Origin of the sequence: Nocardioides eburneiflavus (genome assembly GCF_004785795.1) — a bacterium.
Lineage (GTDB): Bacteria > Actinomycetota > Actinomycetes > Propionibacteriales > Nocardioidaceae > Nocardioides > Nocardioides eburneiflavus.
Genome location: NZ_SRRO01000001.1, coordinates 4,926,961 through 4,953,579, shown reverse-complemented (window position 1 = coordinate 4,953,579; position 26,619 = coordinate 4,926,961). Strand labels below are relative to the sequence as shown.

Genomic DNA, 26,619 nt, shown 5'->3' with positions numbered 1-26,619 from the left:
ATGACCGACCCGATGACCGACGACGTGCGCACCCTCGCCCTGCGCGTGCTGCTGCCGGGCTTCGCGGGCACGACGCTGCCCGACGACTACCGCGAGCTGCTCGAGCAGGGCCTCGGCGGTGTCTGCTACTTCGGCGGCAACACCGCAGCCGGCCCCGAGGCCGTCGCGGCGCTGAGCGCGACGATCACCGCCGCCAACCCGGTCGCGGTGGTCGCCGTCGACGAGGAGGGAGGCGACGTGAGCCGCCTCCACACGCGCGAGCCGAGCCCCGTGCTCGGGGCCGCCGCGCTGGGCGGCGTCGACGACCTCGGCCTCACCGAGGCCGTGGGCCGGTGGGTGGGCCACGAGCTCGCCGCCGTCGGGGTCACCCTCGACCTCGCGCCCGACGCCGACGTCAACAGCGACCCCGACAACCCCGTCATCGGCACTCGCAGCTTCGGCACCGACCCCGAGCGGGTCGCCGCGCACGTCGCGGCCTGGACGCGTGGCCTGCAGTCGACCGGTGTCGCGGCGTGCGCCAAGCACTTCCCCGGCCACGGCGACACCGCCACCGACAGCCACCTCGCCCTGCCCCAGGTCGACGTCGACGCCGACACCCTCGCGTCGCGCGAGCTGGTGCCGTTCGACGCCGCGGTGGAGGCAGGCACGGCCGCGGTGATGACCTCGCACATCGTGGTCCCGGCGCTGGACCCGCACCGTCCTGCGACGCTCAGCCCGCTCGTGCTGGGCATGCTGCGCGACGTGCTGGAGTTCGACGGCGTCGTCGTCAGCGACGCCCTCGACATGGCCGGCGCCTCGGCGGGGATCGGCATCCCGGAGGCATCCGTGCGTGCCCTGGTGGCCGGCTGCGACCTGCTCTGCCTCGGCCCGGACAAGCCCGCCTCCCTCGTCACCGACGTCCGCGACGCCGTCGTCGCGGCGGTCGAGGCGGGTCGACTCGCACCGGAGCGGCTGGCCGAGGCAGCGGAGCGCGTACGGACCCTGCGCCCGCGGCCGTCGACGCAGCCCCTGCAGCCCCCGGAGCAGCCCGACGCCGCCCGCCAGGCGCGAGCCGTCGCGGGCGCCCTGCTCGTCGACGGCGCCGGCCTTCCGGACCTCTCCGACGCGCTGGTCCTCAGCGTGGAGACCGAGGCCAACATCGCGGTCGGTGAGGTCGCCTGGGGGCTCCCCGCCGACCTCAGGGTCGACCCCGACGCAGGTGGGCTGCCCGCCGGCGTACCCCCCGACGCCGCGCTCGTCGTGCAGGTTCGTGACGCGGGCCGGCGGCCCGAGGTGCTCGCGCTTCTCCGCTCGATCGCGGGCTCCGGCAGGCGGGCGGTGGTCGTCGAGTGGGGCTGGCCGGCGGCGTACGACGTGGGGCTCGGCAGGATCTGCACCCGCGGCTCGTCCGGCCCGGGGGTCGCCGCAGTCGTCGAGGTGTTGCGAGGAGCGGGATGGACGCGGTGAGCCCCGCACTGACAGGTGCGTGCACGGTCGGGCTCGACATCGGCGGCACCAAGACGCTCGGCGTCGTGGTCGCCGGCGACGGCTCGGTGCTGGCGCAGGTGCGGACCTCGACGCGCCCCGGCGCCGACGGCGTCGTCGACACCGCGAGGCGGGTCTTCGAGGCGCTCGGCGAGGAGGTCGGCGGACCACTGGCCTGCCCGGTCGGCGTCGGTGTGCCGGGCCTCGTCGACGTCGGGCGCGGGCTGCTGCGCCACGCGGTGAACCTCGACGTCAACGGCGACGACCTTCCGCTGCGCGACCTGCTGGCCGACTCGCTCGGCGTGCCGGTGGTGCTGGAGAACGACGTCAACGCGGCCGCCCTCGCCGCCTGCGCGCTGGTCGGGGCGGACGACGTCGTTTACGTCAGCGTCGGCACCGGGCTGGCGGCCGGCCTGGTGGTCGACGGCCGGTTGCGACGCGGCGAGCACGGCGCCGCCGGCGAGATCGGGCACCTGCCCGTGGACCCGGCCGGCGAGGAGTGCGGCTGCGGCCAGACAGGCTGCCTCGAGACCATCGCGTCGGGCCGCGCGCTCGCCCGGGCCTGGCCGACTCCGGACGGCCCGCCCGCCGCGGCGCTGTTCGCGGCCGCGGCCGGCGGCGACGCGCGGGCGGTCGCGGTGCGCGACCGGTTCTGCCGCGGCGTGGCCGGCGCGGTCCGCGCGCTGTGCCTCACCGTCGACCCCGAGCGCATCGTCCTCGGCGGCGGGGTGAGCGAGGTCGGCGAGCCGCTGCGGGTCGAGGTCGTGCGCCAGCTGCGGACCATGGGGGAGGGGTCGCCCTTCCTCGCCTCGCTCGGGCTCGCCGACCGGCTCAGCATGGTGCCGCAGCACTACCCGGTCGCCGCGGTCGGCGCCGCGCTGGTGGCCGCCGGATAGGTCCGGCTCGATAGGTTGTGGCCGTGGAAGCCGACACCCTGATCGACGTCCTGCTCGTCCTCGCGTTCATCCTGGTGGGCGGTGTGTTCGCGGCGACCGAGATCGCGCTGGTCTCGCTGCGCTCCGGCCAGGTCGACCGGCTCGAGACCCAGGGCGGTCGTGGCCACGCGGTCGCGTCGCTGGCCCGGGACCCCAACCGGTTCCTCTCCGCGGTGCAGATCGGCGTCACGGTGGCGGGCTTCTTCTCCGCCGCGTTCGGCGCCTCGACCCTGGCGCCGTCCTTCGCGCCGGTCTTCGAGGGCCTCGGCGCCCCGGCCCCGGAGACCGTGTCGCTGGTCGCGACGACCCTCGTCGTGTCGTACCTCTCCCTCGTCCTCGGCGAGCTCGTGCCCAAGCGGCTCGCGCTCCAGCGCTCGGTCGGCGTCGCCAAGCTGTTCGCCCCGCCGCTGGGGCAGTTCGCGCGCGTGATGACGCCGGTCATCTGGCTGCTGTCGCTGTCCACCGACCTCCTCGTCCGCCTCCTCGGCGGCAACCCCGACGCCACCAACGACGAGGTCGACGAGGAGGAGCTGCGCATGATGATCTCGGGCCACGAGGACATCCCGGAGGGCGAGCGCAGGCTCGTCGACGACGTCTTCGAGGCCGGCGACCGGTCGCTCAGCGAGGTGATGAAGCCCCGCGGCGACGTCGTCTTCCTCAGCGGCGACCTCACCCTCGCGGAGGCCGTCGCCATCATCGTCGAGCAGCCCTACACCCGCTACCCGGTGACCGGCGCGTCGTTCGACGAGATCCTCGGCTACCTCCACCTGCGCGACGTCCTCGGCCGGGCCGACGACCGGTCGACGACGGTCGCCGACATCACCCGCGAGCTGCCCGTCCTCCCGCGCACCAACCGGGTGCTGCCCTCGATCGACCAGCTGCGGAGCCTCGGCGCGCACATCGCGCTCGTCGTCGACGAGTACGGCGGCACCGACGGCATCGTCACCCTCGAGGACCTGATGGAGGAGCTGGTCGGCGAGATCCACGACGAGTACGACACCGACGCCGCGGTCGCCGCCTCCGCGGACCCGACGACCGTCGACGCCGGCGTGACGATCGAGGAGTTCGGCGAGCGGACCGGTGTCGAGCTCGACGACGGGCCCTACGAGACGGTCGCCGGCTACGTCCTGCACCGTCTCGCCCGGATGGCCGAGCTCGGTGACCGGGTGATGGTCGAGGACCGCCCCCTCGAGGTGGTCGGTCTCGACGGCCACCGCATCACGCGCGTACGCCTGCACGAGTCGACCGTGCCGGCCGGGGACGCGGCGGCCGACAGTGCCGCCGACGAGGTGGCCGACGAGTCCGGCCCGACCGCCCAGCAGGCCGCGTTCGCCGACTACTTCGCCACCTGGGGCCTGTTCCTCCCCGACGCCGCGGTCGCCGGCCACCGCGACGGCCACCTGATGGGGCACGGGTGGTCGGTGCGGTTCCGCTGGCGCGACGACGGGACCCTGCTCGTCCGGGCCGGTCATCGGATGACCAACGAGCGGGTGTTCGCCATCACGCCGGACGGCGAGGTCCGGCCGGCCGAGCCGGAGCCGCCCTCCGAGCTGATGGCCACCCCGAGCGACGCGACGCCCGAGCAGAAGGCCGAGATCGAGCACGCGTACCGCTCGGCGTGGACGCGCTACTCCAAGGCGGTGTCCGCGGCCGGCCTCGACTACGACCGCACGCCGCTGCCGCGCGGCCTCGAGCCCGGCGCGGACAGCCAGGTCTGGCGACTCGACGACGGCGAGTGGCACGCCGAGCCGCTGCGTCGCGCCCCGAGCTCGGAGCCCGGCTCGACCCCGGACGAGGAATAGCGTTCGCCGGCGTCGGTTGGGACCAGTAGGCTGGAGCCGCGAGTCCTGCTGGATCACGGGCTCGCTTGACAACACAAGAGGGGCTGATCGGTTTCGACTTGGGACGTTAGTTCCAGGGGAAGCGGGTCGAGAAGCCAGCGTCATCTCGTAAACGACCGCTGGAAATCCATAGTTGCCAACACCAATCGCAACGACTTCGCTCTCGCTGCCTGAGCAGTGATCGAAGGGTCTGACCGGGCACCCGTCTCCGTCCCGGACCCAGGCCTCATCTAGGAGACTTGCTGGTCACTTCCTGTCAGGAGGAGTGACCGGGACTCTTTCCTGACTGGGCCTGTCGGTGACCTGTTCGTGGGAGCACCGAGGCCGAGAAAAGCGACAGCACGAACTGCACCCGGAGAAGACCTGGATCGACGCTCGAGGACCGGGGTTCGATTCCCCGCAGCTCCACTGCGCACAGCCCTCTTGGCGAGAGCCGCTCCGACACCGGTCGGGGCGGCTCTCGTGCTCTGTCCCGGCGGTGTCGGCGCTCACCACTAGGGTCGCGACATGCCCGACTTCACCTGGCTCCCGGCCAACCAGGCGACGGTCGAGGACGTCGACGCCGTCTTCGCCACGAGCGGCGCGCACAAGTGCCGCTGCCAGGGGTTGAAGGTGCCCGGCTGGATCTGGCGCGACACCACGCAGGAGCAGCGGGACGCCGCGTTGCTCGAGCAGACGGCGTGCGGCACCGCGGGGCCGACCTCGGGACTCATCGGGTACGTCGACGGCGAGCCGGCCGGCTGGGTCGCGGTCGAGCCCCGGGAGAACTACCCCCGCATCTGGAGCCGCAAGCAGCCGTGGATGCGGATGGACCCCGAGCTCGAAGGCGTCTGGTCGGTCACGTGCTTCGTCGTCCGGACGGGCTGGCGCAAGGCCGGGCTGACCTACGAGCTCGCCCAGGCCACCGTCGCGTACGGGGGACAGGTCGGCGCCCGGGTTCTCGAGGGCTACCCCATCGAGCCGCCGCCGGGCAAGACCGTGATCTGGGACGAGGCGTCGGTCGGGTTGCTGCAGGTCTTCCTCGAGGCGGGCTACGAGGTGGTGGCCTCGCCCACCCTGCGGCGGCGCGTGGTGCGCCGGAGCCCGGCGTGAGCGGCCCGGAGTCTGAGGATCCGGGCCGGGCGTGGGCGGAGCTCGCGGACGGCGCCAAGCTCGCCGAGTTGGTCGAGGACGGAGCGGCCGGCTCTGTCGGGGTCGACGGCAGCGGCGCATTCGTCGACGCGAGGCCACGCGGGCTGGAGCTCGGGCAGGGCGACCTCAACGACCTCGGCGCCCTGCCCGGGCTCGCCGGGCGCACCTTCGACCGGATCCTCCTCCTGCAGTCCTTCGGCTACGCCACGGACCCAGTGGCGACCCTGCGGTCGGCGCGATCGATGCTCGCCGACGACGGGTTCATCGTGCTGACCAGGACGCAGCCCCTGCGCTACGCCACCGAGCGCGCCGAGCAGAACGGCACGTCGCTCGCCGAGGAGTACTTCTCCTCCTCCGCCCACACCTACCGCACGCGGTGGCACGAGGACGTCACGCTCACCAAGCGGACCTACACCGTCTCCGACCTGCTCAACACCTTCAGCGCAGCCGGGCTGTGGGTCGAGGCGGCCGCCGAGCCGCAGCTGTCGGAGGACGCGCGCCGCCGCTACCCTCACAAGCAGGAGTGGATGGACACCTACTTCGGCATCCTCGTCTTCCGCCTCCGCCCACTGGCGTCGTGAGAGGGTGCCGGTCGTGCCCGATCCCGTCGACTCCGGCGCCCTCCGCATCGTCCCGCTGACCCGGGCCCACGCCGAGGACATGGTGACCTGGCGCTACGACCCGCCCTACGACGTCTACGACATGACAGGCGCCGCGCCCGATGACCTGCTCGACCCCGCGCTGGGCTTCCACGCGGTGCTGGCGGGCGAGCGGCTGATCGGCTTCCGGTCCTTCGGCCCCGACGGTCGCGTGCCCGGCTGGGACTACGACGACACCGCCCTCGACACCGGGGAGGGCTGCGCCCGTCGCTGACCGGCCAGGGCCTGGGCCGGGCCGCGATCGCCGCCGGGCTGGCGTACGGCCGAGACCGCTACGCGCCGGCAGCCTTCCGCGTGACCGTCGCGTCGTTCAACGCGCGGGCACGTCGTACGGTCGAGTCCCTCGGCTTCGAGGTGGTCGGGTCGTTCGCAGCCCGTCGGGACGGGCGGCCGTTCGACGTCCTCGTCCGCGACGAGACGCGCTGACGGCGGTCGTCAGACCTGCCGGGCGTACGGCGAGGGCTCCGCGGCGTCCGGGTGAAGGATCCCGGCCAGCACCTCGACCCCGTCCACGAGCCGCGGTCCCGGTCGGGCGAAGTGTCCGTCGGCGTCCACCGCCCACACGGGCACGCCGGGGAAGCGGTGGCGTACGTCCTCCGCGAGCGTGGCCGCGCCGTCCAGGTCGTAGCCGCACGGGGCGCAGACGACGAGGTCCGGAGCCGAGTCGACGGCTTCGTCCCACGAGATGCGGGTCGACTTCGTGCCCGCGACGCCGAGAGTCGGCTCACCGCCGGCGGAGGTCACCATCTCCGGGATCCAGTGGCCCGGCGCGAACGGCGGGTCGGTCCACTCGAGCACCAGCACGCGCGGCCGCACGCGACCCGCCACCCGGTCGGCCACGGCCGCGAGCCGTCCCTCGAGCGAGGCGACGAGCGCCGTCGCCCGGGCCGACCGCCCGGTCAAGCGGCCGATCTCGGTCACGGACGCCAGCACGTCGTCGAGGGTGTGCGGGTCGACCGTCGCCACCTCGGCCCGACAGCCCAGGTGGCGCAGCGCCTCGTCGACCGTGGTCACGTCGATCGCGCAGACGGCGCAGAGGTCCTGGGTGACGACGAGGTCCGTGTCGAGGTCGGCGAGGGCTCCGGCGTCGAGGCGGTAGAGGTCCTCACCAGCCGACATGGCTGCCGCGACGAAGTCGTCGATCTCCTTCGGCGTCAGTCCCTCCGACATCGCGGACGTCGAGACGACGCGCCGCTCCCGGGCCTCAGCGGGGTGGTCGCACTCGAACGTCACGCCCACGACGTCGTCGCCCGCACCGACGGCGAACAGGATCTCGGTTGCGGAGGGGATCAGCGAGACGATGCGCACCGGGAGAGCCTAGACGTCCCGGCCCGGACCTCAGGGGGCCTCGAGCAGCACGCACTCCTGGAGCGCTGGGCTGCAGCGCGTCATCCGCTGCTGCTGGCCGTCGGTCACCCGGGCGACGAGGAACTGGGCGTCCTCGAAGGTGAAGTCCGTGTTGATGAAGCGCCATCCCCGCGGCGCCGAGAGCGCGCCCTGGCTCCCGCCGTCGAGGTCACGCACGAGGATCTCCTCGAACGTGGCCACCTCGCCCCCGACCGGCTCGAGGGGCACCCACGCCACCCACTCCTCGCTGACGTCGGCGATCCCGAAGTGGGGCAGGTCGACGATCGGGGTCAGCTCGCCGTCGGGCGTCAGGTCGGCCAGGTAGACCCGGCCGTCGCCCGCGACCCGGTTGTCGCCGCCCGGGTCGCGGGCGTCGCCGCTGCCGTCGACGACCACCAGACCCGCACGCGTCGCCTTCCACACCAGCTGACCGGGCGCCGTCCGCGTCAGGTCGACCGGCTCGGCGCCGTCGAAGGGGCGCCACAGGACGCCGACACCCCGGCCGCTCGCGATCACCCAGCCGTCGTCGGTGACGGCTCCGATGCGGGTGCCGACACCGTCGTCGTCCCGGACGGGGACCGGCACGGGCAGGCCCATCCCCTCGCCGTCGGGTGCGGTCTGGAACCCGTTCAGGTCGCCCTCGCTGGAGAGGTAGGCGATGAACTGACCGTTGGGTGACACGACCGGCGGCTGCTCGACGGCGACGTCCAGCCCCCTCGGCGCTCCGCCGTTGCCCCACGACCACACGAACGGCGGCTCCACCGCCAGCCAGCCCTGGGCGGTCCCGTCGATCGCGTCGAAGCCGGGGAACGAGTCGTCGCCGACGTACGCCACCCGGTCGAGCACGTACGGCACCCGGGGCCGCCCGGTGGGCACCGCCTCCGGCAACGGGTCGGTCACGTCGGTGACCACGTCGGTCGGCTGGGGGGCCGGCTGGGGCAGGCCGCCCCGGTCGGACGGGCCACCCACGAGGACGACCAGCGCGATCAGCACGACGGCGGCAGCGACCGCCAGCACCGGTGGCCAGGCGAAGCGCGACGTCGGTCGGGAGGCCAGCACCGGCGCGGGCGGGACCTCGACGCCGTCGGCGACCTGACGCAGCTCGGTCCGCAGCATCCTCTCGATGTCCTCGTGCATGTCAGGCCTCCTTCCTGCCGGACGCTGGGCTGTCGGACGCTGGGCTGTCGGAAGCCGGGCTGTCGGAAGCCGGGCTGTCCTGGTCGTCGAGCGCGGCCTTCAGGCTCTTGAGGGCGCGGTGGGCCGTGGACTTCACGGTGCCGCGGGAGCAGCCGAGCGCCTCGGCGATCTCCGCCTCGCTCAGGTCCTCGAAGTAGCGCAGCACGGTGACCGCGCGCTGCTGGCGCGGCAGCTGCTTGACGTGCGGCCACACCGCCATCAGCTCGTCGGACGCCCCCGGCGTATCCGCGGGGCGCCCGGCCGCGCTGGCGGCGCCGCCCCAGTCCGGGAGCTCGTCGGTCAGCAGCTCCAACCGGCGCGCCTTCGGCCGCCTGGAGGAGAGGAACGTGTTGGTGAGGATCCGTCGCACGTAGGCGTTCATCGAGTCAGAGGCGCTCACCCTGGCCCACGCACGGTGGGCCTTGATCAGCGCCTGCTGGGCCAGGTCCTCGGCATCCGCGTGGTTGCCGGCCAGCAGGTAGGCGCTGCGGTAGACCATCGGCCAGGAGACGGCGGCGTATTCCTCGAACGTGGGTGCCTGCCTGTCGGTCCCCGAGAACATGCCACCCCCTCACCCCGCACCCCCGTGGTGCCGTCCCACCCCTCCAGACTCCCGCCGTCGGTGGAAGGTTGCGTCGGCCACGCCCTTTCCTCACGACCGTTGTTCACGATGGAGGGTCGAACACGTTCCAGCAGATCGGGTTGCGCCGCTGCTGGTCCTCCAGCACCAGCTCGCGCACCGTCGCGGGAAGCCGGTCGTGCTGCCAGCGGCACTCCGCGTGGCGCACCGTCTCCTCCTGCCCCGGAGCGGCTGCCATCGCCGCCTTGATCGCGTACGCCGCCGCGCCGAGGTCGTGCTCGGCGACGTGAGCGACGACCGCGGCCTGCCCGGCGGCGTACGCGGCGAAGCGGGGCGCGCCGGTCAAGTCGCGCGCGGCACCCATCGCGTGCCCGCCGAGGGCGCGGGTACGCCTCATCGAGAGCTCGCCGCGCGTCCAGGCCCGCGCGGCGGCGATCGCCTCGCGGGGGCGGGTGTCGTCGGGGCGGGAGCCCTCGAAGAGCGGGAGGACGTGCTCGGCGCACGCGGCCGCCCACAGGGCCAGGGCGTGGTGGCCCTCGTCGGTCAGCGTGCCGCCCCGGCGGACCGTGACCAGACGGGGATCGCGGACGGCCGGGAGGATCACGACGGCGAGGCTACGGCGTCACCAGCACCCGTTCCACGCGCCCCGCTGGTGGTCGCGCGCGTCGCGGATCGCGCGGACGTACGTGCCGTGCCGCGCGACCGGCTTGCCGCCGTAGACGTAGGGCCGGGTGAACCCGCTCCACGCCTGCCGGTAGGACAGGTCCGCGAAGCCGCCCTCACGCTTCACGTAGCGCAGCAACCGGCCGTACCTGTCCTTCGCGGCCTGGGTCCGGTCGGAGACCAGGTGCACGGTCGACCCCACCGGGGCCAGCCGGCGGAGGTTGGCCGTCGCCTCCTGGGCACCGCAGCGGCCGCGCTCCGGGGTGTCGATCCCGAGCATGCGTACCGACACGCGCGCCGCTGCGCAGGCGCACCCGGAGCGTGTCGCCGTCGGTGACGCGCACGACGTTGCCCGTCTCGCGGTGGGTCTGCTGCGTCTGGGTGTTGGCCAGCTGCTGGGGCGCGGTGCTGCCGCGGCCGATGCACGGGCACGGGTTGGACTCGCACGCCACCCCGTCCCCGTCGTCGTCGAGGCGGTGCGGGTCGCCCGCGCCGGCCTGCAGGAAGAAGTTCTGTGCGGCGGCCTGGCTCGGGAAGTCGCCGCAGTCGCGGTCGGAGAAGGCCGACGCGGGCGCCTGCACCACGATCGCGAGGCCGGCGGTGAGGCCGAGCGAGACGACGGCAAGCGCGAGCGCGCGGACGAGCGTGGTCATGGTGCGGTTCCCCCACGGGATCACGATGGTGCTGACTCCTCAAGGGTCACACCGGCTGGGCGCGCGCGTGGCAGAACGCGCCAACTCGCCCCCTGTCGCGTGGTCCTCGGCACGAGCGGGCGCGCCGGCTCTTCCCGATGCTGTCCCGGCGGCGTAGCGTCGAGATCCCCCCGGGAGCCTGCTCTCGGTCGAGCTCCCCCGACCGCCCTGGAGCGCGCGATGAGCATCCGACGACTTCTCCTCGTGCTGGCCCTCCTGCTGGCCTTCCTGCTGGGCAGCCTCGGCCTGGCGGCTGCGCCCGCGACGTCGGCCAAGCCGGGATCGACCGCGGGCAGCGGTGTGGACTGCAACCTGCCCGAGTCCGACGCCGAGGAGCTGGTGATCCTCAACTACTACTACCCCAACAAGTACGTGTGGGACGACACGCACCTCACGGTCGGCGTGCAGGCCGCGCCCAACGTCTCCGACGCTCATCTCGCCGCCGTGCGCGACGCCATCGAGTCGTGGGACGAGGTGCTCCGCTCGTGCTTCGACGGGGAGATCACGTTGACGGACGTGACGGGTTCCAAGCGCAGGTCCGCCGACATCGTCCTGCACTACGTGCCGCACGCAGGCGGGGTCGTCTTCGCCGGGTACGCGATCTGCGGGGCCACGGGCTGCGGCAACATCATCGTGTCCTCGGAGTTCGCCACCGAGGAGAGCTACACGCCGGAGTACCTGTACTACGTGACGCTCCACGAGCTGGGCCACGCACTCGGCCTCGGCCACGCCACCAACCTGCTCGAGAGCACCGACCTGATGGGGTACGGCTGGATCGGCGACGCCCCGGACCCGCTGTTCTCCCAGTGCGACCTGGATGCCTTGGCCTACCTGTTCGGACCCGTGCTCGCGGGACGGGGCCTGCTGCGCCCGGGCCCAGCGAGCTGGACCCCACCTTCGACTGCTCGGCCTGAGGCCACCCAGGACCCACGGTCGAGCTGCTCAGGTGAAGTAGAGGTCGACGCCCGGCGGCGCCTCGAGGATCTCCCGCGCGTGGTGGGGATCGATGCCGCGGGTTCCGCGGTGGTCGACGTTGAAGGCCAGCCCGTGCGGGCTCAGCCAGACATAGCGGCCCTGGCCGCACTGGCGTGATCGGTAGCCGGCGTGCGTCTTCCAACGGTGGTGCCGCCTGCCGAGTGGGCCGGAGTTGTGCGACCCCGTCTGCGGATGCTTCGGGTCGGGTGGGCCGGTGTCGTCGTAGGGAGTGGGATGGTCGTAGTCGACCCGGCGGCTGGTGGAGCTGGCGAAGGGCCAGTAGTCCCCGCCGGTCGTCAGGTAGACCTGCTCCTTGAGGGACTCGGGGTGCTCGTAGGCGGTGGTGCGCACCCGCGACGACAGGTCTCGCACCGGACGTACGGTCAACCGGGCGCGGCCCAGCAACGCGCACAGCGCGGACACGGAGGTCGGTCCGAGCCCCTCGACCCGGGCGACGGCATCGGCGCCGGCGAGTGCCGCCTCGTGGAGGTGGACGTGCAGCACGGCCTTCGGTGCGAGCGGGGTGAGGTCGAGGGAGCGCAGAGCGTCGAGGAGGTCGGCGGGGAACGCGGTCGCACGACTCGAGGACTGGTCGGGCTGGTCGGGCTGGTCGGGCTCGGCCGGTTCGGTGCCGGGGAGGGTGTCGTCGGTGTGCTCGAGGAGCAGCTGGAGGAGCTCGGCCGGGCGGGCGAGGTGGCCGAAGGCGATGGCGCGCAGCTCGTCGGCGCCGACCTCGGGGTGGGTGGGAGCAAGGATGTCGGCCGCCCGCTGCACGGTCGCCTCGACCCACACGGCGTCACCGGCCTCGATGCGCGCGATCACGGTGCGCAGGCCGTACTCGTCGGTGCGCCCGGAGCCGACGTAGCGACGGGCCTTCTCCGCCTCGACGCGCTCGTCGTGCAGGGCCGGGTCGGCCTCGATGACCTTGCCCTCGGCGACGGCGAGCACCCGCCCGCCTGCCTCGTGGGCGATGATCCTCGCGACCGCGCTATCGACGACGCCGACGCGGTCGGCGGGCAGGTGGCGCGTGAGCCGCGCGACCCGTCGGGCGATGTAGACCTCCGCCTCGCCGGATCGGACGATCGCCCAGGTCGCCGGCAGCCGGTGCTGGAGGTCGAGCACGTCGGCCAGCGCGTTGGTGGTGGCGGTGACGCCCGTGCCCCGGGCGATCGCGATCTCACCGAGGCAGAAGTCCTGCACACCCGGTGTGCCCTCGCCGCCGAGCTGGACCAGCACGTCACCGAGACGTCGGGCCTGTGCGCCGTCGGGCCCCTCGGTGGGGTCGGTGGAGTGGACCACTGCCCACTGGGCGAGGACTTCGAGGTCGCGGACCTCGGCCAGCCGGCGCCCGCGCACGGCCTCGCTCGCGGCAGCCAGGAGGCCGGTCGCGTCGAGCCCGGGGAGGGTGTCGGTCATGTGTTCGATGGTAGGGATCGCCACCGACAGTGACCCGCTGCGGATGGGTCGCGCGGACCATCAGGACCACCTTGTCGAAGTTGCGTGATCCGCGACGCGCCGGCCCTGTCGTCTGCGACGCTCTCGCGCATGGAAACCGCAGCGATCACGTCATGGACCCTCCTCCAGGAGATCCCCGTCCCCGCCGACGTCAACGACCTCCTCGTCGACGGAGAGCAGGCCGTCGCGGCCTACAAGACCTTCCGGGACTCAGCGATCTTCACCACCAAGCGCCTGGTCGTGCGCGACGCCCAAGGGCTCACGGGCAAGAAGGTGGAGGTCTACTCACTTCCCTACAGCCGCATCGACATGTGGTCGTCCGAGAACGCCGGCAAGCTGCTCGACTTCAACGCCGAGCTCGAGATGTGGACACGGGCGGGGCACATCAAGATCAAGCTCGACAAGAAGATCGACATCCGCCGGCTCGACAAGCTCATCGCCTGGGCGGTCCTGAACGCCTGATCGACCCGCGTGCGACGATCCGTCCGTGGACGGATGCGTGTTCTGCCAGATCGTCGCCGGAGACGTGCCCGGCCACCTCGTCCTCGAGACCGACGACCTGGTCGCCTTCCTCGACACCCGCCCGGTCTTCAAGGGCCACGTCCTGCTCGTGCCGCGCGACCACGTCGAGACCCTGCCCGACCTCCCCGCGGCGCTGCGCGACCCGTTCCTCTTCGCCGCCCAACGCATCGCGACCGCGGTCAAGGACGGGCTCGGCGCCCAGGGCTCCTTCGTCGCCGTCAACAACACGGTGAGCCAGTCCGTGCCGCACCTGCACCTGCACGTCGTGCCGCGCACCAAGGGCGACGGCCTGCGCGGCTTCTTCTGGCCCCGCACGAAGTACGCCGCAGGCGAGCCCGAGACGTACGCCGCCCGTCTCCGCGCGGCACTCGACGGCCGGCCCGACGGCCGGCCCGAGGGCCGGCCCCTCAGCTAGGCCCGCCCGGCCTGCTCGCGGTCCACGTCCGCGACGACGTCACGCGGGCGTACGCGCTCGCGCCGCAAGGGGTGACCGGTCGCCGTGGCGGCGAGCACGAGCGCGACGTCCCCGACGACCGCTCCGCCCAGGACGTCGACGAAGAAGTGCCAACCCAGGTAGACCGTCGACACCGACGTGAGCACGGCGAAGGTCCAGCACGTGACGCGCACCCACGACGGCAGCCGCAGCACCTCCGCGACCAGGCAGGTGGTCACCGTGATGGCCACGTGCAGCGAGGCGAAGGCGGCCACGGTCTGGACGGCCCTGGTGTCCCACGCGCCGGCGAGGACGTCGACGCGGTCCTGCAGCAGCCACTCCTGCACCCGGGTGTTGAAGGTGGGGGAGAGGTCGGCGAACCCCTGCGGACGGGAGTAGACCGGGCCGAGCGACGGCACCAGGTAGTAGACCGCCACCCCGAGCAGCCAGTTGAAGGAGATGGCGGTGACGTAGAGCTCGCCGGCGAGCGAGCGCCGCGTCCACACCAGCGCGACGGCGAGGGCCGCCGGCACGAGTCCGATCCACAGCACGTAGACGCCCGACATCAGCCAGGCCGCCCAGCCCGTGCCCAGCACCTCGTGCAGCACGGCGGCGGGGTCGTGGCCCAGCCACAGGACACGGTCCAGCCGCGCGAGCTCGGTGTCCCACAGGCGCTCGTTGACGAACGGCAGGTAGCCCTTGAGGTTGCGGAATGCGACGTAGGCGACGTACCACGCCAGCAGGCCGCTCAGGGTGAAACGGACCTGGGCCAGGTCCCAGCGTGCGACCACCACCGACCGCAGCACCGACCTCGCGTCCGACACGGTGACCGGACCCTCGCGACCCCGCAGCGCCAGCACCCACCGCGCGACGACGTCCAGCAGCACGGCGGCCAGCACGATGAGCGGCAGCCGCACCCACGTCGGGACCGAGACCCCGTCGGGGTCCCGCACGGGCAGGTCGTACGCCGCGGCGACCACCAGCGTCGCCACGGCCATCGCGGCCGCCACTGCGGCTGCGCCTCGGAAGTCCCCCCGACCCATGCGCGCCACGCTAGTCACACCTCGGCCCGTACGTCGCGTCCCTGTGCCGGATCTCCACAACTCTCATGAGATCCTCCCGGGACAGCCCGTCACCCGAGCCCCAGTCACCCAGCCCGAGGAGCCGTTCACATGGGTCGCTACGACCGTCGCGTCGCCGTCATCACCGGAGCAGCACGAGGCATCGGCTTCGGCATCGCCCAGCGCCTGGCCAGCGAGGGCGCGTCCGTCGCGATCCTCGACCTCGACGAGGCCGCCGCGCAGGAGGCGGCCGCCCGCCTCGAGCTCACCGACGGGGCGCGTGCCATCGGCGTCGGCTGCGACGTCGTGGACTCCGCCGCCGCCGAGGCCGCCGTCCAGCGCGTCGTCGACGAGCTCGGCGGTATCCACGTGCTGGTCAACAACGCCGGCGTCACCCGCGACAACCTGCTCTTCAAGATGACCGAGGAGGACTGGGACGTGGTCATGGGCGTCCACCTCAAGGGCGTCTTCAACATGACCAAGGCCGCGCAGTCGCGCTTCGTGGAGCAGAAGTACGGCAAGATCCTCAACCTCTCCAGCGTCTCCGCCCTCGGCAACCGCGGCCAGGCCAACTACTCCGCGGCCAAGATGGGCATCCAGGGCCTCACCCGCACCCTGGGCATCGAGCTCGGCCCCTTCGGCATCACCGCCAACGCCATCGCGCCCGGCTTCATCGTCACCGAGATGACCGACGCCACCGCGCGCCGGCTCAAGCTCGAGCCCGAGGAGCTCCAGCGTCTCAACGCCGAGGCCACCCCCGTCCGCCGCGTCGGCCAGCCCGAGGACATCGCCGCGGCCGCGGCGTTCCTGTGCAGCGACGAGGCGTCGTTCATCACCGGGCAGACGTTGTACGTCGACGGAGGCCGCAAGCTCGGCTGAGCCCCTGACGAGCGTGGATCTGCGTGATCCCGGCCACGGTCCCACGCTCGGGACCGTGGCCGGCTTTGCATCCGGGCGAGGCCCCTGCCACGTTGGATCGCGATCGGGAGACCGATCCGTCCCGGGCTACGCCGAGTCCTGCCCGACCGGGACGTACCCCCGAGTCACGAGGGCAGGAGTGGGGGACCCACAGGTTCCACGCCGACACATGTCGGCTCGGGGTGAAGCCGCGCCCGTCTCGGAGTGCGCGGCGGGACACCTTCCAGTCCCAACCCGACAGCTCACCCCGCAGGCGTGGGAAAGGAACACTCCATGCCTGCGACCACTCGTACGGCGCGAGCCTGCGCGCTCGCCCTCGCCGGTCTCGGCGTCACCGCCTCGACGCTGACGGCCCTGCCCGCCACCGCCGCCGGCGACGCCGACACCGCAGCCGGCGACACCGACCAGGTCACCACCACGACCTCCCAGAAGACCCGGCTCAGCGCCAAGCGCCGCGTCGCACAGCGCGTCCTCGGCGCCCGCGACGTCGCGATGCGGCAGCGCGGCGACGCGTACGGCTACGGCGCTGCCGGGCCGCACCGCTTCGACTGCTCCGGGCTGATCCGCTACGCGTACTCCCGTGCCGGGTTCGACGTGCCCCGTACGTCGAGCGCCCAGGCCGGTCACGCCCGCCGCGTCGCGAAGAAGGACATGCGCGCCGGCGACCTGATGTTCTTCCACGGCAGCGGCGGCGTCTACCACGCCGCGATCTTCCTGCGCTGGTCGCGCGGGCACGCCGTCATGCTGCACGCGCCGGGCTCCGGCGACCGGGTCCGGGTCGCCGTGCCATGGACCTCGCAGTGGTTCGGCGGCACCCTGCGTCGCGCCTGAATCCCCGTGACAGGCTCGGATTGGTAGGCAGTCCCGGCTGATCTACCCTGTGGCGCGCCTTCTCCGATCGGAGGAGGCGCGCCCCCACACTGCAAGGCAGAGATCCCCCGCTCGAACGGAGCCCCCCGTGCGTCACCGCCCCCACCTCCCGTCGTACAAGGCAGTCGCCGCCGTCCTCGTGGCGGCGTCGCTGGTGCTCGCCGGCTGCAGCGGCGGGGACGACGAGGCGACGCCGGCCGGTGACGAGCCGTCGGAGCCCACCGCCTCGGAGACCTCCGAGCCGCCGGAGCCGACCTACTGGCCCCTCACCGGCCTCGAGCGCACGAGCAAGGCGCCCAAGCACCCGGTGATCGTCACCAAGGTCGACAACACGTCCTCCAGCGCCCCGCAGGTCGGGCTCGGCACTGCCGACCTCGTCGTCGAGGAGCTCGTCGAGGGCGGCTACACCCGCCTGGCGGCCTTCTACTACTCCAAGGTCCCGGCCAGCATCGGCCCGGTGCGCTCGATGCGCGCCAGCGACATCGGCATCGTCCCCGACGGCGCGACCGTCGTGACGAGCGGTGCCGCCCCGGTCACGATCAACCGCATCAACGGCGCCGGCATCCCGTGGATCACCGAGGGCGACGCCGGGGTCTACCGCGAGACCACGCGCTCGGCCCCTTACAACCTCTTCGCCCGCCTCGGCGACATCGCCAAGCGGCTCAAGGCCGAGGACGAGCCGCCCCCCTACCTGCCGTGGGGCACGCCGGCCGACCTGCCCAGGGGCGGCAAGGCCCGCACCCTCACGGCCGACTTCGGAGCGCACTCCACCAGCTGGCAGTTCCAGAAGGGCGGCTACGTCAACACCGACTCCTACGCCGCCCAGGGCGACCAGTTCCCCGCCGACTCGATCCTCGTGCTGCGGGTCAAGGTCGGCGACGCCGGCTACCGCGACCCCGCCGGCTACCCGGTGCCCGAGACCAAGCTCGAGGGCAAGGGCGCGGCGCTGCTCTTCCACGGCGGTCGCGTCATCCGCGGCACGTGGAGCAAGGACGGCCTGAAGGGCGCGATCGAGCTGTCGACCAAGGACGGCGAGCTCACGGTCCCGGCCGGGCACGTGTGGATGGAGCTCGTGCCAGCGGTCAACGGCAACGTCACGTTCGCGAAGTAGCCCCGGACCTACGAACGGGGTCGGGCGGCTCGGTGCCGTCCTCCAGCAGTCGCTGGAGGCCGGCCATGATGAACCCGATCGCGGCCTCGACCCGCAAGGCCGCGGTGGCGGCGTCCTCGCTGACCGCGACGGACCCGCCCGCGGCCGACATGGCGCCGAAGAAGATCCGGGTGAAGGTGTCGAGCATGGCGTCGTCGAGGTCCCACTCGGTGTCGGTCAGGACCGCACGCACGATCTCGTCGACGATGGCGTACGTCGAGCGCTCCTCCTGCTCGCGGTAGCGCTCGTGGCCGAGCACCGAGGGGCCGTCGGAGATCACGATCTGGCGGTAGCCCGGCTCCTGCACCGCGTCGAGGAAGGCACGCAGGCCGGCCTGGGCCTTGAGCCAGGGGTCCTGGTGGCCCTCCGTCGCCTGCGCGATGCCGGCCGTCGCCCGCGACTCCACCCGCTCGAAGGCGGCCTCGAAGATCGCCTGCTTGCCGCTGAAGTGGTGGTAGAGCGCGCCCTTGGTGACGTCGGCGCCCGCCACGATGGCGTCCAGCGACGTGGCGGAGTAGCCGTGCTCGGTGAAGAGCCGTTCGGCGACGTCGACGAGCGCGCGCTTGGTCGAGTCGGAGAAGCGCTGACGCCGGGTCCTCATGGCCCGCAGCCTAGACGGTATGACGTGACCCCTTCGGCGTGATGGGGTTGCGGGCCGGGGCCTCACTCACAAGATTCGTGGGTTACCGAGCAGGGGCTGCCTGCTCGGCCTATCCGACAATTGTGGGAGGCCCCGGTGTTTACCGAGCGTACGAGTGTTGGGCTCGACGTGCACGCCCGATCTGTCGCAGCAGCGGCGATCGATGGCGTCACGGGCGAGCTGTTCCAGACGAAGCTGACCCCGTCCTATGAGCATGTCGAGTCGTGGCTGGTCGGCTTGCCGGGATCGGTGGCGGTGGCCTACGAGGCCGGGCCGACCGGTTTCGGGCTGTACCGGCACCTGACCGCTGCCGGTATCCGGTGCGAGGTCCTCGCGCCGTCGAAGCTGCAGAAACCGGCGGGTGATCGGGTCAAGACCGACGCCAAGGACGCCATCCATCTCGCCAAGCTCCTGCGCCTCGACGAGATCACGACGGTGTCGATCCCGACCCCGGACCAGGAAGCCGCTCGCAACCTGGTCCGGGCCCGGGAGGACTGCCGCGCCGATCTGATGCGGGCCCGGCACCGGCTCTCGAAACTGCTGCTGCGCCACGGCATCGTCTACTACGGCGGCCAGGCGTGGACCGGCAAGCACGACATCTGGCTGCGCCACGAGGCGCTTCCCCAGCTGACCGCGCCCGCGACCCGGCTGACCTTCGACAACGACTACGAGGCCGTGCTCGCAGTGAAGGCCCGACGGAACCGGCTCGACGCCGCGATCGAGGAGATGGCCGCCGACTCGGAGTTCACCCCCGTCGTGCGCCGGCTCGGCTGTCTGCGTGGGGTCAGCACCCTGACCGGGTTCGGGCTCGCGGTCGAGATTGGTGACTGGCACCGGTTCACCGGCAACTCCATCGGCACCTTCGTCGGTCTCACCCCCACCGAGCACTCCTCGGGGGAGTCGAAGAACCGCGGGTCGATCACCAAGACCGGCAACGGCCACGCGCGCCGGCTCCTGGTCGAGGCCGCCTGGCACCACCGCGCCCGCTACCTGGTCGGGAAAGCTCTGCGCGACCGCTGGGACCTGGCCCCAGCCCAGGCACGGGTCCGCGGCGATGAGGGCAACCGTCGTCTGCACCAGCGGTGGGTGAAGTTCATCGACCGCCGTAAGACCCACAACGTCGCCAACGTGGCCATCGCTCGCGAGCTGGCCGGCTGGTGCTGGTCCCTGGCCGTCATGGACTAACACCCCACGATCTGCTTCGTCGCCAACCACACCTGGTGGCAGCGCGTGGAGCGACCCGCGATTCACCTATGAGCAGTCCGGCGCACGCCGGGCGACGCTCGCCCCTAGACACGCGAAAACGCTCCAGCCGAAACCCCGTCTTGCGGTACCCAACCCGCGAATATCAGTCTGACCCGCGCGTCGCGAAGACACGCTCGCCAAGGCGAGGACGACGACGAAGCAAGAGGCGCCCGCCCCGCAACCAACGGGGACGGGCGCCTCGCCATGCCCCTTGACAGAAGGCACCTACATATCAGGTGACCCGACTCACGGCCGCGGCGTTTGAACGACGACGACTCGGGTGGGCATACTGAAAGTACGTACCGTCGGTATGTAGCCAAAGGAGACCGCCATGACCTGGACGTCCCACCACCGACGCGGAGACGTGCTCCGCGACGTGATCCGTACCGCTGACACCCGCCTCGACGGCCGCCTGCCCATGGACGTGGACGGCGCGGCCGACACGTTCGGCGACGAGCCCACCCTCCTCGGCGCGCTGCAGCTGCGCTGGCACACCCGCCTGGCCGGCCACATCGAGCGCGAGCTGGCCGAGCAGCCCCTCGACCTCGGCAACGCGGTGGCCATCGCCTGGCTGGCGGCCGCCGACGACATGCCGGGCACCCGCGCGATCATCGACCACCACACCGCCCACCCGACGAGCCCCGGGATGGCCCGCGCGACCCGCGTCGCGACCGCCAAGGAGCACGAGCTGCTCGCCCTCATGGCCGGACGGGCCAGCGCACCCGGCGAGGCGGCCCAGCGGGTCGGCCGCGAGATCGAGCTCGCGGCTCGTGCGTCGTACGTCCCGGGCGCCGCGCCGCGGTCGGCCCCGGCGCCGTCGCTGGTGCAGCGGATCCGGGCGGTGCTCGCGGCCTGACCCCGCCAGGGTGGTGTGCGGTGCGGCCGCATCGGACATAGTGGAGGGCATGCAGCTCGCATCGGGGATGCTGCTGGTGGCGACGCCGGCCCTGCAGGACCCCAACTTCGTCGACACGGTGGTGCTGCTGCTCGACGTCAGCGACGAGGGTGCCCTCGGCGTCGTGCTCAACCGACCCTCCCAGGTGCTGGTCGCCGACGTGCTCGAGCCGTGGCGTGACGCGGTCGCCGAGCCGGAGGTGCTGTTCCGCGGCGGGCCGGTCGGCACCGACGGTGCCCTCGCCCTGGCGTCCCTGCGCGACCCGCAGGACCCACCGGTCGGCTGGCGGCCCGTCGCGGGCCTGCTCGGCATGGTCGACCTCGACACCCCGACCGAGCTCGTCGACGGCGCCCTGACCGCGATGCGGGTCTTCGCGGGCTACGCCGGCTGGGGCGCCGGTCAGCTCGACGGCGAGGTCGAGGAGGGCAGCTGGTACGTCGTGAGCGGCGAGGTGGGCGACGCGTTCCGCGGCGACACCAGCGGCCTGCGCCGCGACGTGATGCGTCGCCAGCCGGGCATGCTCGCCTGGCACGTGAACCGGCCGGTCGATCCCGACCTGAACTGATCTCCCACACCGGCCACAACTTTCTCCGTGGAGTCCGCGTCTCCCATGCGCGCGCGACCGCGCGGCGATCGGGACGAGGGGGAGCACGGTGCACGGACGACTGCGCAACGGCGTGACGTGGCTGGCTGCCACGGCGCTGGTGACCGGGCTGGCCGCGGTGACGACGACCGCGGTGACCACCGCCCCGGCGTCGGGAGCTCCCACGGCCGCGCCGGCGAGGCCCGGTGGCTGCCCCGACGTACGAGTGGTCTGGGCGGGGGGTCGCTCGCGCGAAGCGGCGGTACGCGAGCTCCGGCGCGTGCCCGGACAGCGCGTGTCGGTGACGGCCGTGGTGGCAGCGGCACCGAGGCTCTCGCTCGCGGACCTCGACGACGTCCGCAGGCAGGGGCTGCGGCACCGACACTTCGCCGGCTGGCGGGCGCACGCCCGGCACGCGGTCCGTGTCCTGGACCGGTCCGCCGAGGCCTGCCCCGGCACGATGCTCGTGCTGGGTGGGCACTCGGAGGGTGCCGTCGTCGCGCGCGAGGCGGCACGGCGGCTGACGAGACCCGGGCACGACGCCGCGCGCCGGCACCTCGGCGGCCTCTGGCTGCTCGGCGACCCCCTGCACGAACGACGCCGGGACCAGGGGCAGCGGGTGCTCGAGGGCGTGCTCGCCGGCCGGGGACCTGCCGTGCCGCGCTGGATCCGGCGCGCGGACATGCTCGCGCGCTCCTGCTTCGGGACCGAGCCCGTCTGCGGACAGGTGCGTGGCCGGGCGCCGACCGAGGACGACATGTGGGGGCACTACGCCTACGACCGGACCTCCTTCTTCGGACGGGCCGGCCGGCTGCCGATCGCGGAGAAGGCCACGTGGCCGGCGATCGGCAGGCACAAGGTGCGGGTGCCGCTGAGTCCGCGAGGCCTGCGAGGGGTTCGGGCGGCAGCGGTGCGGAAACTGCCGCGGGGCCTGCGGATCTCAGGCGGGCACATCGTCGGACGGGCTCCCCATGGGCGTACGGCCGTCAGGCTCCGCGTGTGGAGCCGGGTCGTCGCGCCGGCCGTGCGCCGGACGGTGACCGTGGTCCTCGACGCGCGTCGGCAGGCCGCCGAGCGCGGCACCGTCCTGGTCAGTCGCGGTGTCGACTCACGGCCCGCCAACGCCCCGTCGTGGGGCGCCTCGGTCTCCGACGACGCCCGCGTGGTGGCGTACGTGTCGACGGCGACCAACCTGGTGCGCGGCGACAGGCCGGCCGGCCGACGGCTGCGCGCGCGTGCGTACGCGTGGGACGCCACGACCGGGCGCACCGAGCTGGTCAGCGTCGACGCGAGCGGCCGTCCCGTCGGCGCCTCGGACGTCCAGGTGTCGGGCTCGGGCAGGTACGTGCTCTTCCACGACCCCCACGCGGGTGTCAGGTGGTTGCGTGACCGCGTCGCGGGCACGTCGGTGGCCGTCCCCCAGGGCGTCGTGCGGGCGGCCAGCCTGTCACGGGACGGACGAACGGTCACCTTCGCGGACGGCGGCACCACCCGCCGCTGGAACGCCGACAGCGGGGTCGTCGAGGACCTCGGCGTGGCCGGCTTCCAGGCGGCGTCGCGCGACGGCATGCTCCTGGCGCTCGTCGACGGCGCGACCCTGCGGATCTGGGACTCGGTCGCGGGGTCGGTGCTTGCGAGCGGCGAGTTCCCCGGCGCGCCCGACTACTGCCGCAGCGAGGTCTCGAGCGTGTCCGACGACGGCCGGTACGTCGTCGAGGACCGTTTCTGCGACCGGTACCGCGAGATGCGGCCCCTCGAGGTCTCCGGCATGCGCCCGCTGGGGGAGTGGGGCGAACGGGTCTCGCTCGCGGCCGACGCCAGCGCCTGGGCGCGGGTGGCCCACGACGACACCGTCCGGATGCAGCGGCTCGACGGGACCGAGCGCCGACTCCTCCGTGCACCCCGGTGGGCGCCCGACCACTTCGACGTCGACACCTCCCGGTTCGTCGACGGCGACGAGCTCACGTCGGTCTCGGCGGCGCCGGGCGGGAGCGCGGTCGTGTTCGGCAAGGCCGGGTACGACATCGTCCCCGGCGCGTACACCGACGTCGAGCAGGTCTATCTCTGGACGGCCGGTTAGGCTTGTCCATCATGAGCACCATCGGATTCTCGCCGGGCAGCCAGACGATCGAAGAGCGTCAGACCGTCCCGACCGACGAGGGTGACCACGAGCGGTTCTCCCACTACGTCCCCAAGGACAAGCTGACCGAGGCGATGGTCATGGGCACCCCCGTGATCGCGCTGTGCGGCAAGGTGTGGGTGCCCTCGCGTGCTCCGGAGAAGTTCCCCGTGTGCCCGGAGTGCAAGGAGATCTGGGACTCGATGAAGCCGGGTGACAAGCCCGGCGGCGGGTCCGGCTCGGACGGCTCGGGTCCCGACGCGTGACGGGGCGGCCTGACGCGCCGCTGCCTCCCGCGTGGCCCGACCGGGCCGCGTGGGGCACCGCGCCGTCCCTTCGTGCCTGGCAGCAGGCGGCGGTCGACAAGTACCGCGCCGCCCAGCCGCAGGACTTCCTCGCCGTCGCGACGCCCGGGGCCGGCAAGACGACCTTCGCCCTGACGGTCGCGGCCGACCTGCTGAGCCGCCGCGTGGTCGACCGGATCACGGTCGTCGCCCCCACCGAGCACCTCAAGACGCAGTGGGCCGAGGCGGCCGCGCGAGCCGGCATCCCGATCGACCCGACCTACTCCGCCGGCAAGGGCAGGACGTCCGACGACTACGTCGGCATCGCGGTCACCTATGCCGGCGTCGGGGTCAACCCGCTCGCGATGCGGATCCGCACCGAGCGCTTCAAGACGCTGGTGATCCTCGACGAGATCCACCACGCCGGCGACGCGCTGTCGTGGGGCGAGGGCGTGCGCGAGGCGTTCGACCCGGCCACGCGCCGGCTCGCGCTGACCGGCACACCGTTCCGCTCCGACATCAACCCGATCCCGTTCGTGCGCTATGCCCCCGGTGACGACGGCATCCCCGTCTCGGCCGCCGACTACACCTACGGCTACGCCCACGCCCTCGCCGACCACGTCGTGCGCCCGGTGCTGTTCATGGCCTACTCAGGCGAGATGCAGTGGCGCACCCGGGCCGGTGACGAGGTCGTCGCCCGGCTCGGTGAGCCGCTCACCAAGGACATGCACGCCCAAGCGCTGCGTACGGCCCTCGACCCGCGCGGGTCGTGGATCCCGGCGGTGCTGGAGGCAGCGGACACGCGGCTGTCAGAGGTACGCCGCCACGTGCCCGACGCCGGCGGGCTGGTGATCGCAGGCGACCAGGAGACGGCCCGCGCCTACGCCGCGCTGCTGAAGAAGATCACCGGCGGGTCGCCGACCGTGGTGCTGTCCGACGAGAAGGGCTCCTCGAAGAAGATCGAGAAGTTCACCGCGTCCGAGGACCGCTGGATGGTGGCCGTCCGGATGGTCTCCGAGGGCGTCGACGTGCCGCGCCTGGCCGTCGGCGTGTGGGCGACGACCGTCTCGACCCCGCTGTTCTTCGCGCAGGCCGTCGGCCGCTTCGTCCGCGCGCGGTCGCGCGGCGAGACCGCGTCGGTGTTCCTGCCGTCGGTGCCGCACCTGCTGGAGTTCGCCTCCGACATGGAGGCGCAGCGCGACCACGTCCTGGGACGCCGCGTCCAGGACGAGGACGACATCTTCGCTGCCGAGGAGGGACTGCTCGCCGAGGCGCAGCAGGGCGAGTCGGCCTCCGACGAGCTCGAGATGTCGTGGGAGGCGCTGGGCTCGACGGCGTCCTTCGACCACGTGCTCTACGAGGGGGCGCAGTTCGGCCACTCCGGCGAGGTGGTGTCCGGCTCCGAGGAGGAGATGGACTTCCTCGGCATCCCCGGGCTGCTCGAGCCCGACCAGGTCCGCGAGCTGCTGCACTCGCGGCAGAGCGAGCGCGCCCGCAAGCAGAAGGCCGACGGCGTGGGAGACCGCGTCGTCGACTCCGTGCAGGAGCTGAGCACCCACCAGCAGCTCGGAGTGCTGCGGCGCGAGCTCAACGGCCTCGTCGCCGCGTGGCACCACCGCACCGGCCAGGCGCACGGCATCACCCACAACGCCCTGCGCAAGGAGTGCGGCGGCCCGCCGGCCGCGGTGGCCAACGCCGAGCAGCTCCACGAGCGGATCAACCGGATCCGCGAATGGGCAGTGCGCCAGACCTCCTGACTTTCCTGCCATATTGGGCCCGTGCCCTCCGAGATCTCGCAGACCCTGGACCGCGGCCTACGCGTCCTGCGGGTGCTGGCCGAGAGCGCCGAGGGCCTGACCGTCACCGAGCTCTCGCACCGGTTGGACGTCAACCGCACGGTGGTCCACCGGCTCGTCAGCACGCTGGAGCAGCACGGGCTGGTCCGCCGGGACGCCCGCGCGCGGCTCTTCGTCGGCCTCGGCGTGCTCCACCTCGCGAGCGGCGTGCAGCCGCTGCTGCGCGACCTCGCCATGCCCGTGCTGCGCCGGCTCGCGGAGTCGCTCGGGTCGACGGCGCACCTCACGGTCGCCGACGGTGACGAGGCGCTGGCGCTCGCCGTGGTCGAGCCCACGTGGACCGACTTCCACGTCTCCTACCGTGTCGGCGCGCGCCACCCGCTCACCCAGGGTGCGGCCGGCAAGGCCATCGGCCTGCTCGACGCCGGGGAGGGCGCGTACGCCGTCACCAGCGGCGAGCTGCAGTCCGGCGCCCGCGGGCTCGCGGCCCCCGTACGCGGAGTGGAGGGCCTGCGTGCGAGCGTGGGGATCGTGACCCTCGACGGCGCGATCGACGAGGACGTCGTGGCGCCGCAGGTGATCGCCGCGGCGCGCGAGGTGGGGGAGCGGCTGGGCCAGGTGGCACGTGGGACCTAGGACGCCTCGCCGAACGGCTTGATGCCCGGGCCCGGGCGGGTGGCCACGTCGCGTCGCCCGCTCACCTCGTGCCCGTCCGCGCAGCGCAGGACCACGCCGACCTCGGCGCCGCAGCCGACGTGCTCGAACTCCACCGGCGACCCCTCCGGGTCCGCGAGGTAGCGGTCGCCCCACGCGCGGACGGCGACGAGGACTGGGTAGAGGTCGAAGCCCTTGTCGGTGGGGCGGTACTCGTGTCGCTCGCGCTGCCCGGGCTCGCGGTAGGGCACGCGGCGGAGGATGCCGGCGTCGACGAGCAGGGAGAGCCGGTCGGTGAGCACCTGGCGCGGGATCCCGGAGTGGCGGCGCATGTCGTCGAAGCGCCGCACGCCGTTGAACACCTCGCGCAGCACCACGAAGGTCCACCGCTCGCCGAGGACCGACATCGCGCGGCCGACGGTGCAGTTGTCGGTGGACCACGCGAGGGCCGAGGGAGGGGGGGAAGGTGCGGGCGGCGTGACACTCATCTCGCCACCCTAGGTCTTGTTGACAGACTCAGCAAGGCGGTGC

At 72.9% G+C, this 26,619-nt stretch carries 29 protein-coding genes, 1 other RNA gene and 1 riboswitch; of the genes, 21 read left to right on the top strand and 9 right to left on the bottom strand.

Annotated features, from left to right (window positions below; translation table 11 throughout):
• From EXE59_RS23340 to EXE59_RS24925, 8 genes are all read left to right on the top strand, one after another.
• The gene (locus tag EXE59_RS23340; RefSeq protein ID WP_135838785.1) at positions 1–1,446 is read left to right on the top strand and encodes a glycoside hydrolase family 3 protein; all 1,446 of its coding nucleotides are present in this window, start codon (positions 1–3) and stop codon (positions 1,444–1,446) included.
• Positions 1,443–2,360 (top strand): ROK family protein, encoded by a 918-nt coding sequence (locus EXE59_RS23335; protein ID WP_246056683.1) that lies wholly within the window; start codon positions 1,443–1,445, stop codon positions 2,358–2,360. The genes EXE59_RS23340 and EXE59_RS23335 overlap by 4 nt, the downstream gene beginning before the upstream one ends.
• A 23-nt stretch (positions 2,361–2,383) precedes the next feature.
• On the top strand, positions 2,384–4,201 hold the full coding sequence (locus EXE59_RS23330) for a hemolysin family protein (protein WP_135841010.1): 1,818 nt from the start codon (positions 2,384–2,386) through the stop codon (positions 4,199–4,201).
• A gap of 79 nt (positions 4,202–4,280) precedes the next feature.
• Positions 4,281–4,651, top strand: a transfer-messenger RNA (tmRNA) gene (ssrA, locus tag EXE59_RS23325).
• Positions 4,652–4,747: 96 nt separating this feature from the next.
• Entirely contained in the window at positions 4,748–5,332 is a 585-nt protein-coding gene (locus EXE59_RS23320) for a GNAT family N-acetyltransferase (protein ID WP_135837090.1), read from the top strand.
• The gene (locus tag EXE59_RS23315; protein WP_135837089.1) at positions 5,329–5,952 is read left to right on the top strand and encodes a class I SAM-dependent methyltransferase; all 624 of its coding nucleotides are present in this window, start codon (positions 5,329–5,331) and stop codon (positions 5,950–5,952) included. Before EXE59_RS23320 ends, EXE59_RS23315 begins: the two co-directional genes overlap by 4 nt.
• 13 nt (positions 5,953–5,965) lie before the next feature.
• Positions 5,966–6,244, top strand: a complete 279-nt coding sequence (locus EXE59_RS23310) for a hypothetical protein (protein ID WP_135841009.1) — start codon at positions 5,966–5,968, stop codon at positions 6,242–6,244.
• An 80-nt stretch (positions 6,245–6,324) separates the two neighbouring features.
• Positions 6,325–6,456 (top strand): GNAT family N-acetyltransferase, encoded by a 132-nt coding sequence (locus EXE59_RS24925; RefSeq protein WP_281280336.1) that lies wholly within the window; start codon positions 6,325–6,327, stop codon positions 6,454–6,456.
• Between the two features lie 9 nt (positions 6,457–6,465).
• Here EXE59_RS24925 and EXE59_RS23305 read toward each other — a convergent pair whose 3' ends face one another.
• The 6 genes from EXE59_RS23305 to EXE59_RS25030 all read right to left on the bottom strand — a co-directional run bounded on the left by EXE59_RS23305 (position 6,466) and on the right by EXE59_RS25030 (position 10,449).
• Positions 6,466–7,338 carry a cobalamin-binding protein gene (locus tag EXE59_RS23305; RefSeq protein ID WP_135837087.1) on the bottom strand — a complete coding sequence of 291 codons (873 nt, stop codon included), beginning with the start codon at positions 7,336–7,338 and terminating at the stop codon, positions 6,466–6,468.
• A gap of 30 nt (positions 7,339–7,368) precedes the next feature.
• Positions 7,369–8,514: a hypothetical protein gene (locus EXE59_RS23300; protein WP_135837086.1), complete on the bottom strand. Its 1,146-nt coding sequence runs from the start codon at positions 8,512–8,514 to the stop codon at positions 7,369–7,371.
• A gap of 1 nt (position 8,515) precedes the next feature.
• The gene (locus tag EXE59_RS23295) at positions 8,516–9,115 is read right to left on the bottom strand and encodes a SigE family RNA polymerase sigma factor (RefSeq protein WP_135837085.1); all 600 of its coding nucleotides are present in this window, start codon (positions 9,113–9,115) and stop codon (positions 8,516–8,518) included.
• 103 nt (positions 9,116–9,218) lie between these two features.
• Positions 9,219–9,737 (bottom strand): putative immunity protein, encoded by a 519-nt coding sequence (locus tag EXE59_RS23290; protein WP_135837084.1) that lies wholly within the window; start codon positions 9,735–9,737, stop codon positions 9,219–9,221.
• A gap of 18 nt (positions 9,738–9,755) precedes the next feature.
• Positions 9,756–9,935, bottom strand: a complete 180-nt coding sequence (locus EXE59_RS25035; RefSeq protein ID WP_210429251.1) for a hypothetical protein — start codon at positions 9,933–9,935, stop codon at positions 9,756–9,758.
• Positions 9,913–10,449, bottom strand: coding sequence for an excalibur calcium-binding domain-containing protein (locus EXE59_RS25030; protein ID WP_210428828.1), 537 nt, complete (start codon positions 10,447–10,449; stop codon positions 9,913–9,915). The genes EXE59_RS25035 and EXE59_RS25030 overlap by 23 nt, the downstream gene beginning before the upstream one ends.
• 219 nt (positions 10,450–10,668) lie before the next feature.
• Here EXE59_RS25030 and EXE59_RS25025 point away from each other — a divergent pair, with 219 nt between their 5' ends.
• The 3 genes from EXE59_RS25025 to EXE59_RS23265 all read left to right on the top strand — a co-directional run bounded on the left by EXE59_RS25025 (position 10,669) and on the right by EXE59_RS23265 (position 13,855).
• Positions 10,669–11,580, top strand: coding sequence for a matrixin family metalloprotease (locus EXE59_RS25025; RefSeq protein ID WP_342777222.1), 912 nt, complete (start codon positions 10,669–10,671; stop codon positions 11,578–11,580).
• 1,428 nt (positions 11,581–13,008) lie between these two features.
• Complete coding sequence (locus tag EXE59_RS23270; protein WP_135837080.1) at positions 13,009–13,380, top strand: PH domain-containing protein; 372 nt, start codon at positions 13,009–13,011, stop codon at positions 13,378–13,380.
• A 25-nt stretch (positions 13,381–13,405) separates the two neighbouring features.
• Positions 13,406–13,855 (top strand): HIT family protein, encoded by a 450-nt coding sequence (locus tag EXE59_RS23265; protein ID WP_135841008.1) that lies wholly within the window; start codon positions 13,406–13,408, stop codon positions 13,853–13,855.
• On the opposite strand, the gene EXE59_RS23260 is transcribed toward EXE59_RS23265, so the two are convergent.
• On the bottom strand, positions 13,852–14,916 hold the full coding sequence (locus tag EXE59_RS23260; RefSeq protein WP_135837078.1) for a phosphatase PAP2 family protein: 1,065 nt from the start codon (positions 14,914–14,916) through the stop codon (positions 13,852–13,854). The two genes, EXE59_RS23265 and EXE59_RS23260, sit on opposite strands and share 4 nt — an antisense overlap.
• 129 nt (positions 14,917–15,045) lie before the next feature.
• Between EXE59_RS23260 and fabG the strand changes: the two genes are divergently transcribed.
• The 3 genes from fabG (at position 15,046) to EXE59_RS23245 (ending at position 17,833) form a co-directional block, all read left to right on the top strand.
• Entirely contained in the window at positions 15,046–15,813 is a 768-nt protein-coding gene (fabG, locus tag EXE59_RS23255; protein WP_135837077.1) for a 3-oxoacyl-ACP reductase FabG, read from the top strand.
• 147 nt (positions 15,814–15,960) lie between these two features.
• Positions 15,961–16,123, top strand: a riboswitch (cyclic di-AMP (ydaO/yuaA leader).
• 2 nt (positions 16,124–16,125) lie between these two features.
• Entirely contained in the window at positions 16,126–16,683 is a 558-nt protein-coding gene (locus EXE59_RS23250; RefSeq protein WP_135837076.1) for a C40 family peptidase, read from the top strand.
• Positions 16,684–16,810: 127 nt separating this feature from the next.
• Positions 16,811–17,833: a DUF3048 domain-containing protein gene (locus EXE59_RS23245; protein ID WP_168218343.1), complete on the top strand. Its 1,023-nt coding sequence runs from the start codon at positions 16,811–16,813 to the stop codon at positions 17,831–17,833.
• Here the strand turns inward: EXE59_RS23245 and EXE59_RS23240 are convergent.
• Positions 17,817–18,473: a TetR/AcrR family transcriptional regulator gene (locus tag EXE59_RS23240; RefSeq protein ID WP_135837074.1), complete on the bottom strand. Its 657-nt coding sequence runs from the start codon at positions 18,471–18,473 to the stop codon at positions 17,817–17,819. The genes EXE59_RS23245 and EXE59_RS23240 overlap by 17 nt on opposite strands.
• A gap of 135 nt (positions 18,474–18,608) precedes the next feature.
• On the opposite strand from EXE59_RS23240, the gene EXE59_RS23235 reads away from it, so the two are divergent.
• The 7 genes from EXE59_RS23235 (at position 18,609) to EXE59_RS23205 (ending at position 26,070) form a co-directional block, all read left to right on the top strand.
• Positions 18,609–19,697 carry an IS110 family RNA-guided transposase gene (locus tag EXE59_RS23235; protein ID WP_135837073.1) on the top strand — a complete coding sequence of 363 codons (1,089 nt, stop codon included), beginning with the start codon at positions 18,609–18,611 and terminating at the stop codon, positions 19,695–19,697.
• A gap of 391 nt (positions 19,698–20,088) precedes the next feature.
• Positions 20,089–20,613: a hypothetical protein gene (locus tag EXE59_RS23230; protein WP_135837072.1), complete on the top strand. Its 525-nt coding sequence runs from the start codon at positions 20,089–20,091 to the stop codon at positions 20,611–20,613.
• Between the two features lie 49 nt (positions 20,614–20,662).
• Positions 20,663–21,217, top strand: a complete 555-nt coding sequence (locus EXE59_RS23225; protein ID WP_135841007.1) for a YqgE/AlgH family protein — start codon at positions 20,663–20,665, stop codon at positions 21,215–21,217.
• An 88-nt stretch (positions 21,218–21,305) separates the two neighbouring features.
• Entirely contained in the window at positions 21,306–23,315 is a 2,010-nt protein-coding gene (locus tag EXE59_RS23220; RefSeq protein ID WP_135841006.1) for a cutinase family protein, read from the top strand.
• A gap of 11 nt (positions 23,316–23,326) precedes the next feature.
• Entirely contained in the window at positions 23,327–23,620 is a 294-nt protein-coding gene (locus EXE59_RS23215; protein WP_129456083.1) for a DUF3039 domain-containing protein, read from the top strand.
• The gene (locus EXE59_RS23210; protein WP_135841005.1) at positions 23,617–25,395 is read left to right on the top strand and encodes a DEAD/DEAH box helicase; all 1,779 of its coding nucleotides are present in this window, start codon (positions 23,617–23,619) and stop codon (positions 25,393–25,395) included. Before EXE59_RS23215 ends, EXE59_RS23210 begins: the two co-directional genes overlap by 4 nt.
• 21 nt (positions 25,396–25,416) lie before the next feature.
• Positions 25,417–26,070 (top strand): IclR family transcriptional regulator, encoded by a 654-nt coding sequence (locus tag EXE59_RS23205; RefSeq protein WP_135841004.1) that lies wholly within the window; start codon positions 25,417–25,419, stop codon positions 26,068–26,070.
• On the opposite strand, the gene EXE59_RS23200 is transcribed toward EXE59_RS23205, so the two are convergent.
• Positions 26,067–26,576: a winged helix-turn-helix transcriptional regulator gene (locus EXE59_RS23200; RefSeq protein WP_135841003.1), complete on the bottom strand. Its 510-nt coding sequence runs from the start codon at positions 26,574–26,576 to the stop codon at positions 26,067–26,069. The genes EXE59_RS23205 and EXE59_RS23200 overlap by 4 nt on opposite strands.
• Positions 26,577–26,619: the final 43 nt, after the last annotated feature.

Coding starts and splice junctions, on each gene's coding strand:
- EXE59_RS23260 (WP_135837078.1), bottom strand. CDS start 14,916: ATGGGTCGGGGGGACTTCCGAGGCGCAGCCGCAGTGGCGGCCGCGATG.
- EXE59_RS23250 (WP_135837076.1), top strand. CDS start 16,126: ATGCCTGCGACCACTCGTACGGCGCGAGCCTGCGCGCTCGCCCTCGCC.
- EXE59_RS23320 (WP_135837090.1), top strand. CDS start 4,748: ATGCCCGACTTCACCTGGCTCCCGGCCAACCAGGCGACGGTCGAGGAC.
- EXE59_RS23215 (WP_129456083.1), top strand. CDS start 23,327: ATGAGCACCATCGGATTCTCGCCGGGCAGCCAGACGATCGAAGAGCGT.
- EXE59_RS23300 (WP_135837086.1), bottom strand. CDS start 8,514: ATGCACGAGGACATCGAGAGGATGCTGCGGACCGAGCTGCGTCAGGTC.
- EXE59_RS23270 (WP_135837080.1), top strand. CDS start 13,009: ATGGAAACCGCAGCGATCACGTCATGGACCCTCCTCCAGGAGATCCCC.
- EXE59_RS23230 (WP_135837072.1), top strand. CDS start 20,089: ATGACCTGGACGTCCCACCACCGACGCGGAGACGTGCTCCGCGACGTG.
- EXE59_RS25025 (WP_342777222.1), top strand. CDS start 10,669: ATGAGCATCCGACGACTTCTCCTCGTGCTGGCCCTCCTGCTGGCCTTC.
- EXE59_RS23340 (WP_135838785.1), top strand. CDS start 1: ATGACCGACCCGATGACCGACGACGTGCGCACCCTCGCCCTGCGCGTG.
- fabG (WP_135837077.1), top strand. CDS start 15,046: ATGGGTCGCTACGACCGTCGCGTCGCCGTCATCACCGGAGCAGCACGA.
- EXE59_RS23225 (WP_135841007.1), top strand. CDS start 20,663: ATGCAGCTCGCATCGGGGATGCTGCTGGTGGCGACGCCGGCCCTGCAG.
- EXE59_RS23295 (WP_135837085.1), bottom strand. CDS start 9,115: ATGTTCTCGGGGACCGACAGGCAGGCACCCACGTTCGAGGAATACGCC.
- EXE59_RS23200 (WP_135841003.1), bottom strand. CDS start 26,576: ATGAGTGTCACGCCGCCCGCACCTTCCCCCCCTCCCTCGGCCCTCGCG.
- EXE59_RS23240 (WP_135837074.1), bottom strand. CDS start 18,473: ATGAGGACCCGGCGTCAGCGCTTCTCCGACTCGACCAAGCGCGCGCTC.
- EXE59_RS25030 (WP_210428828.1), bottom strand. CDS start 10,449: ATGACCACGCTCGTCCGCGCGCTCGCGCTTGCCGTCGTCTCGCTCGGC.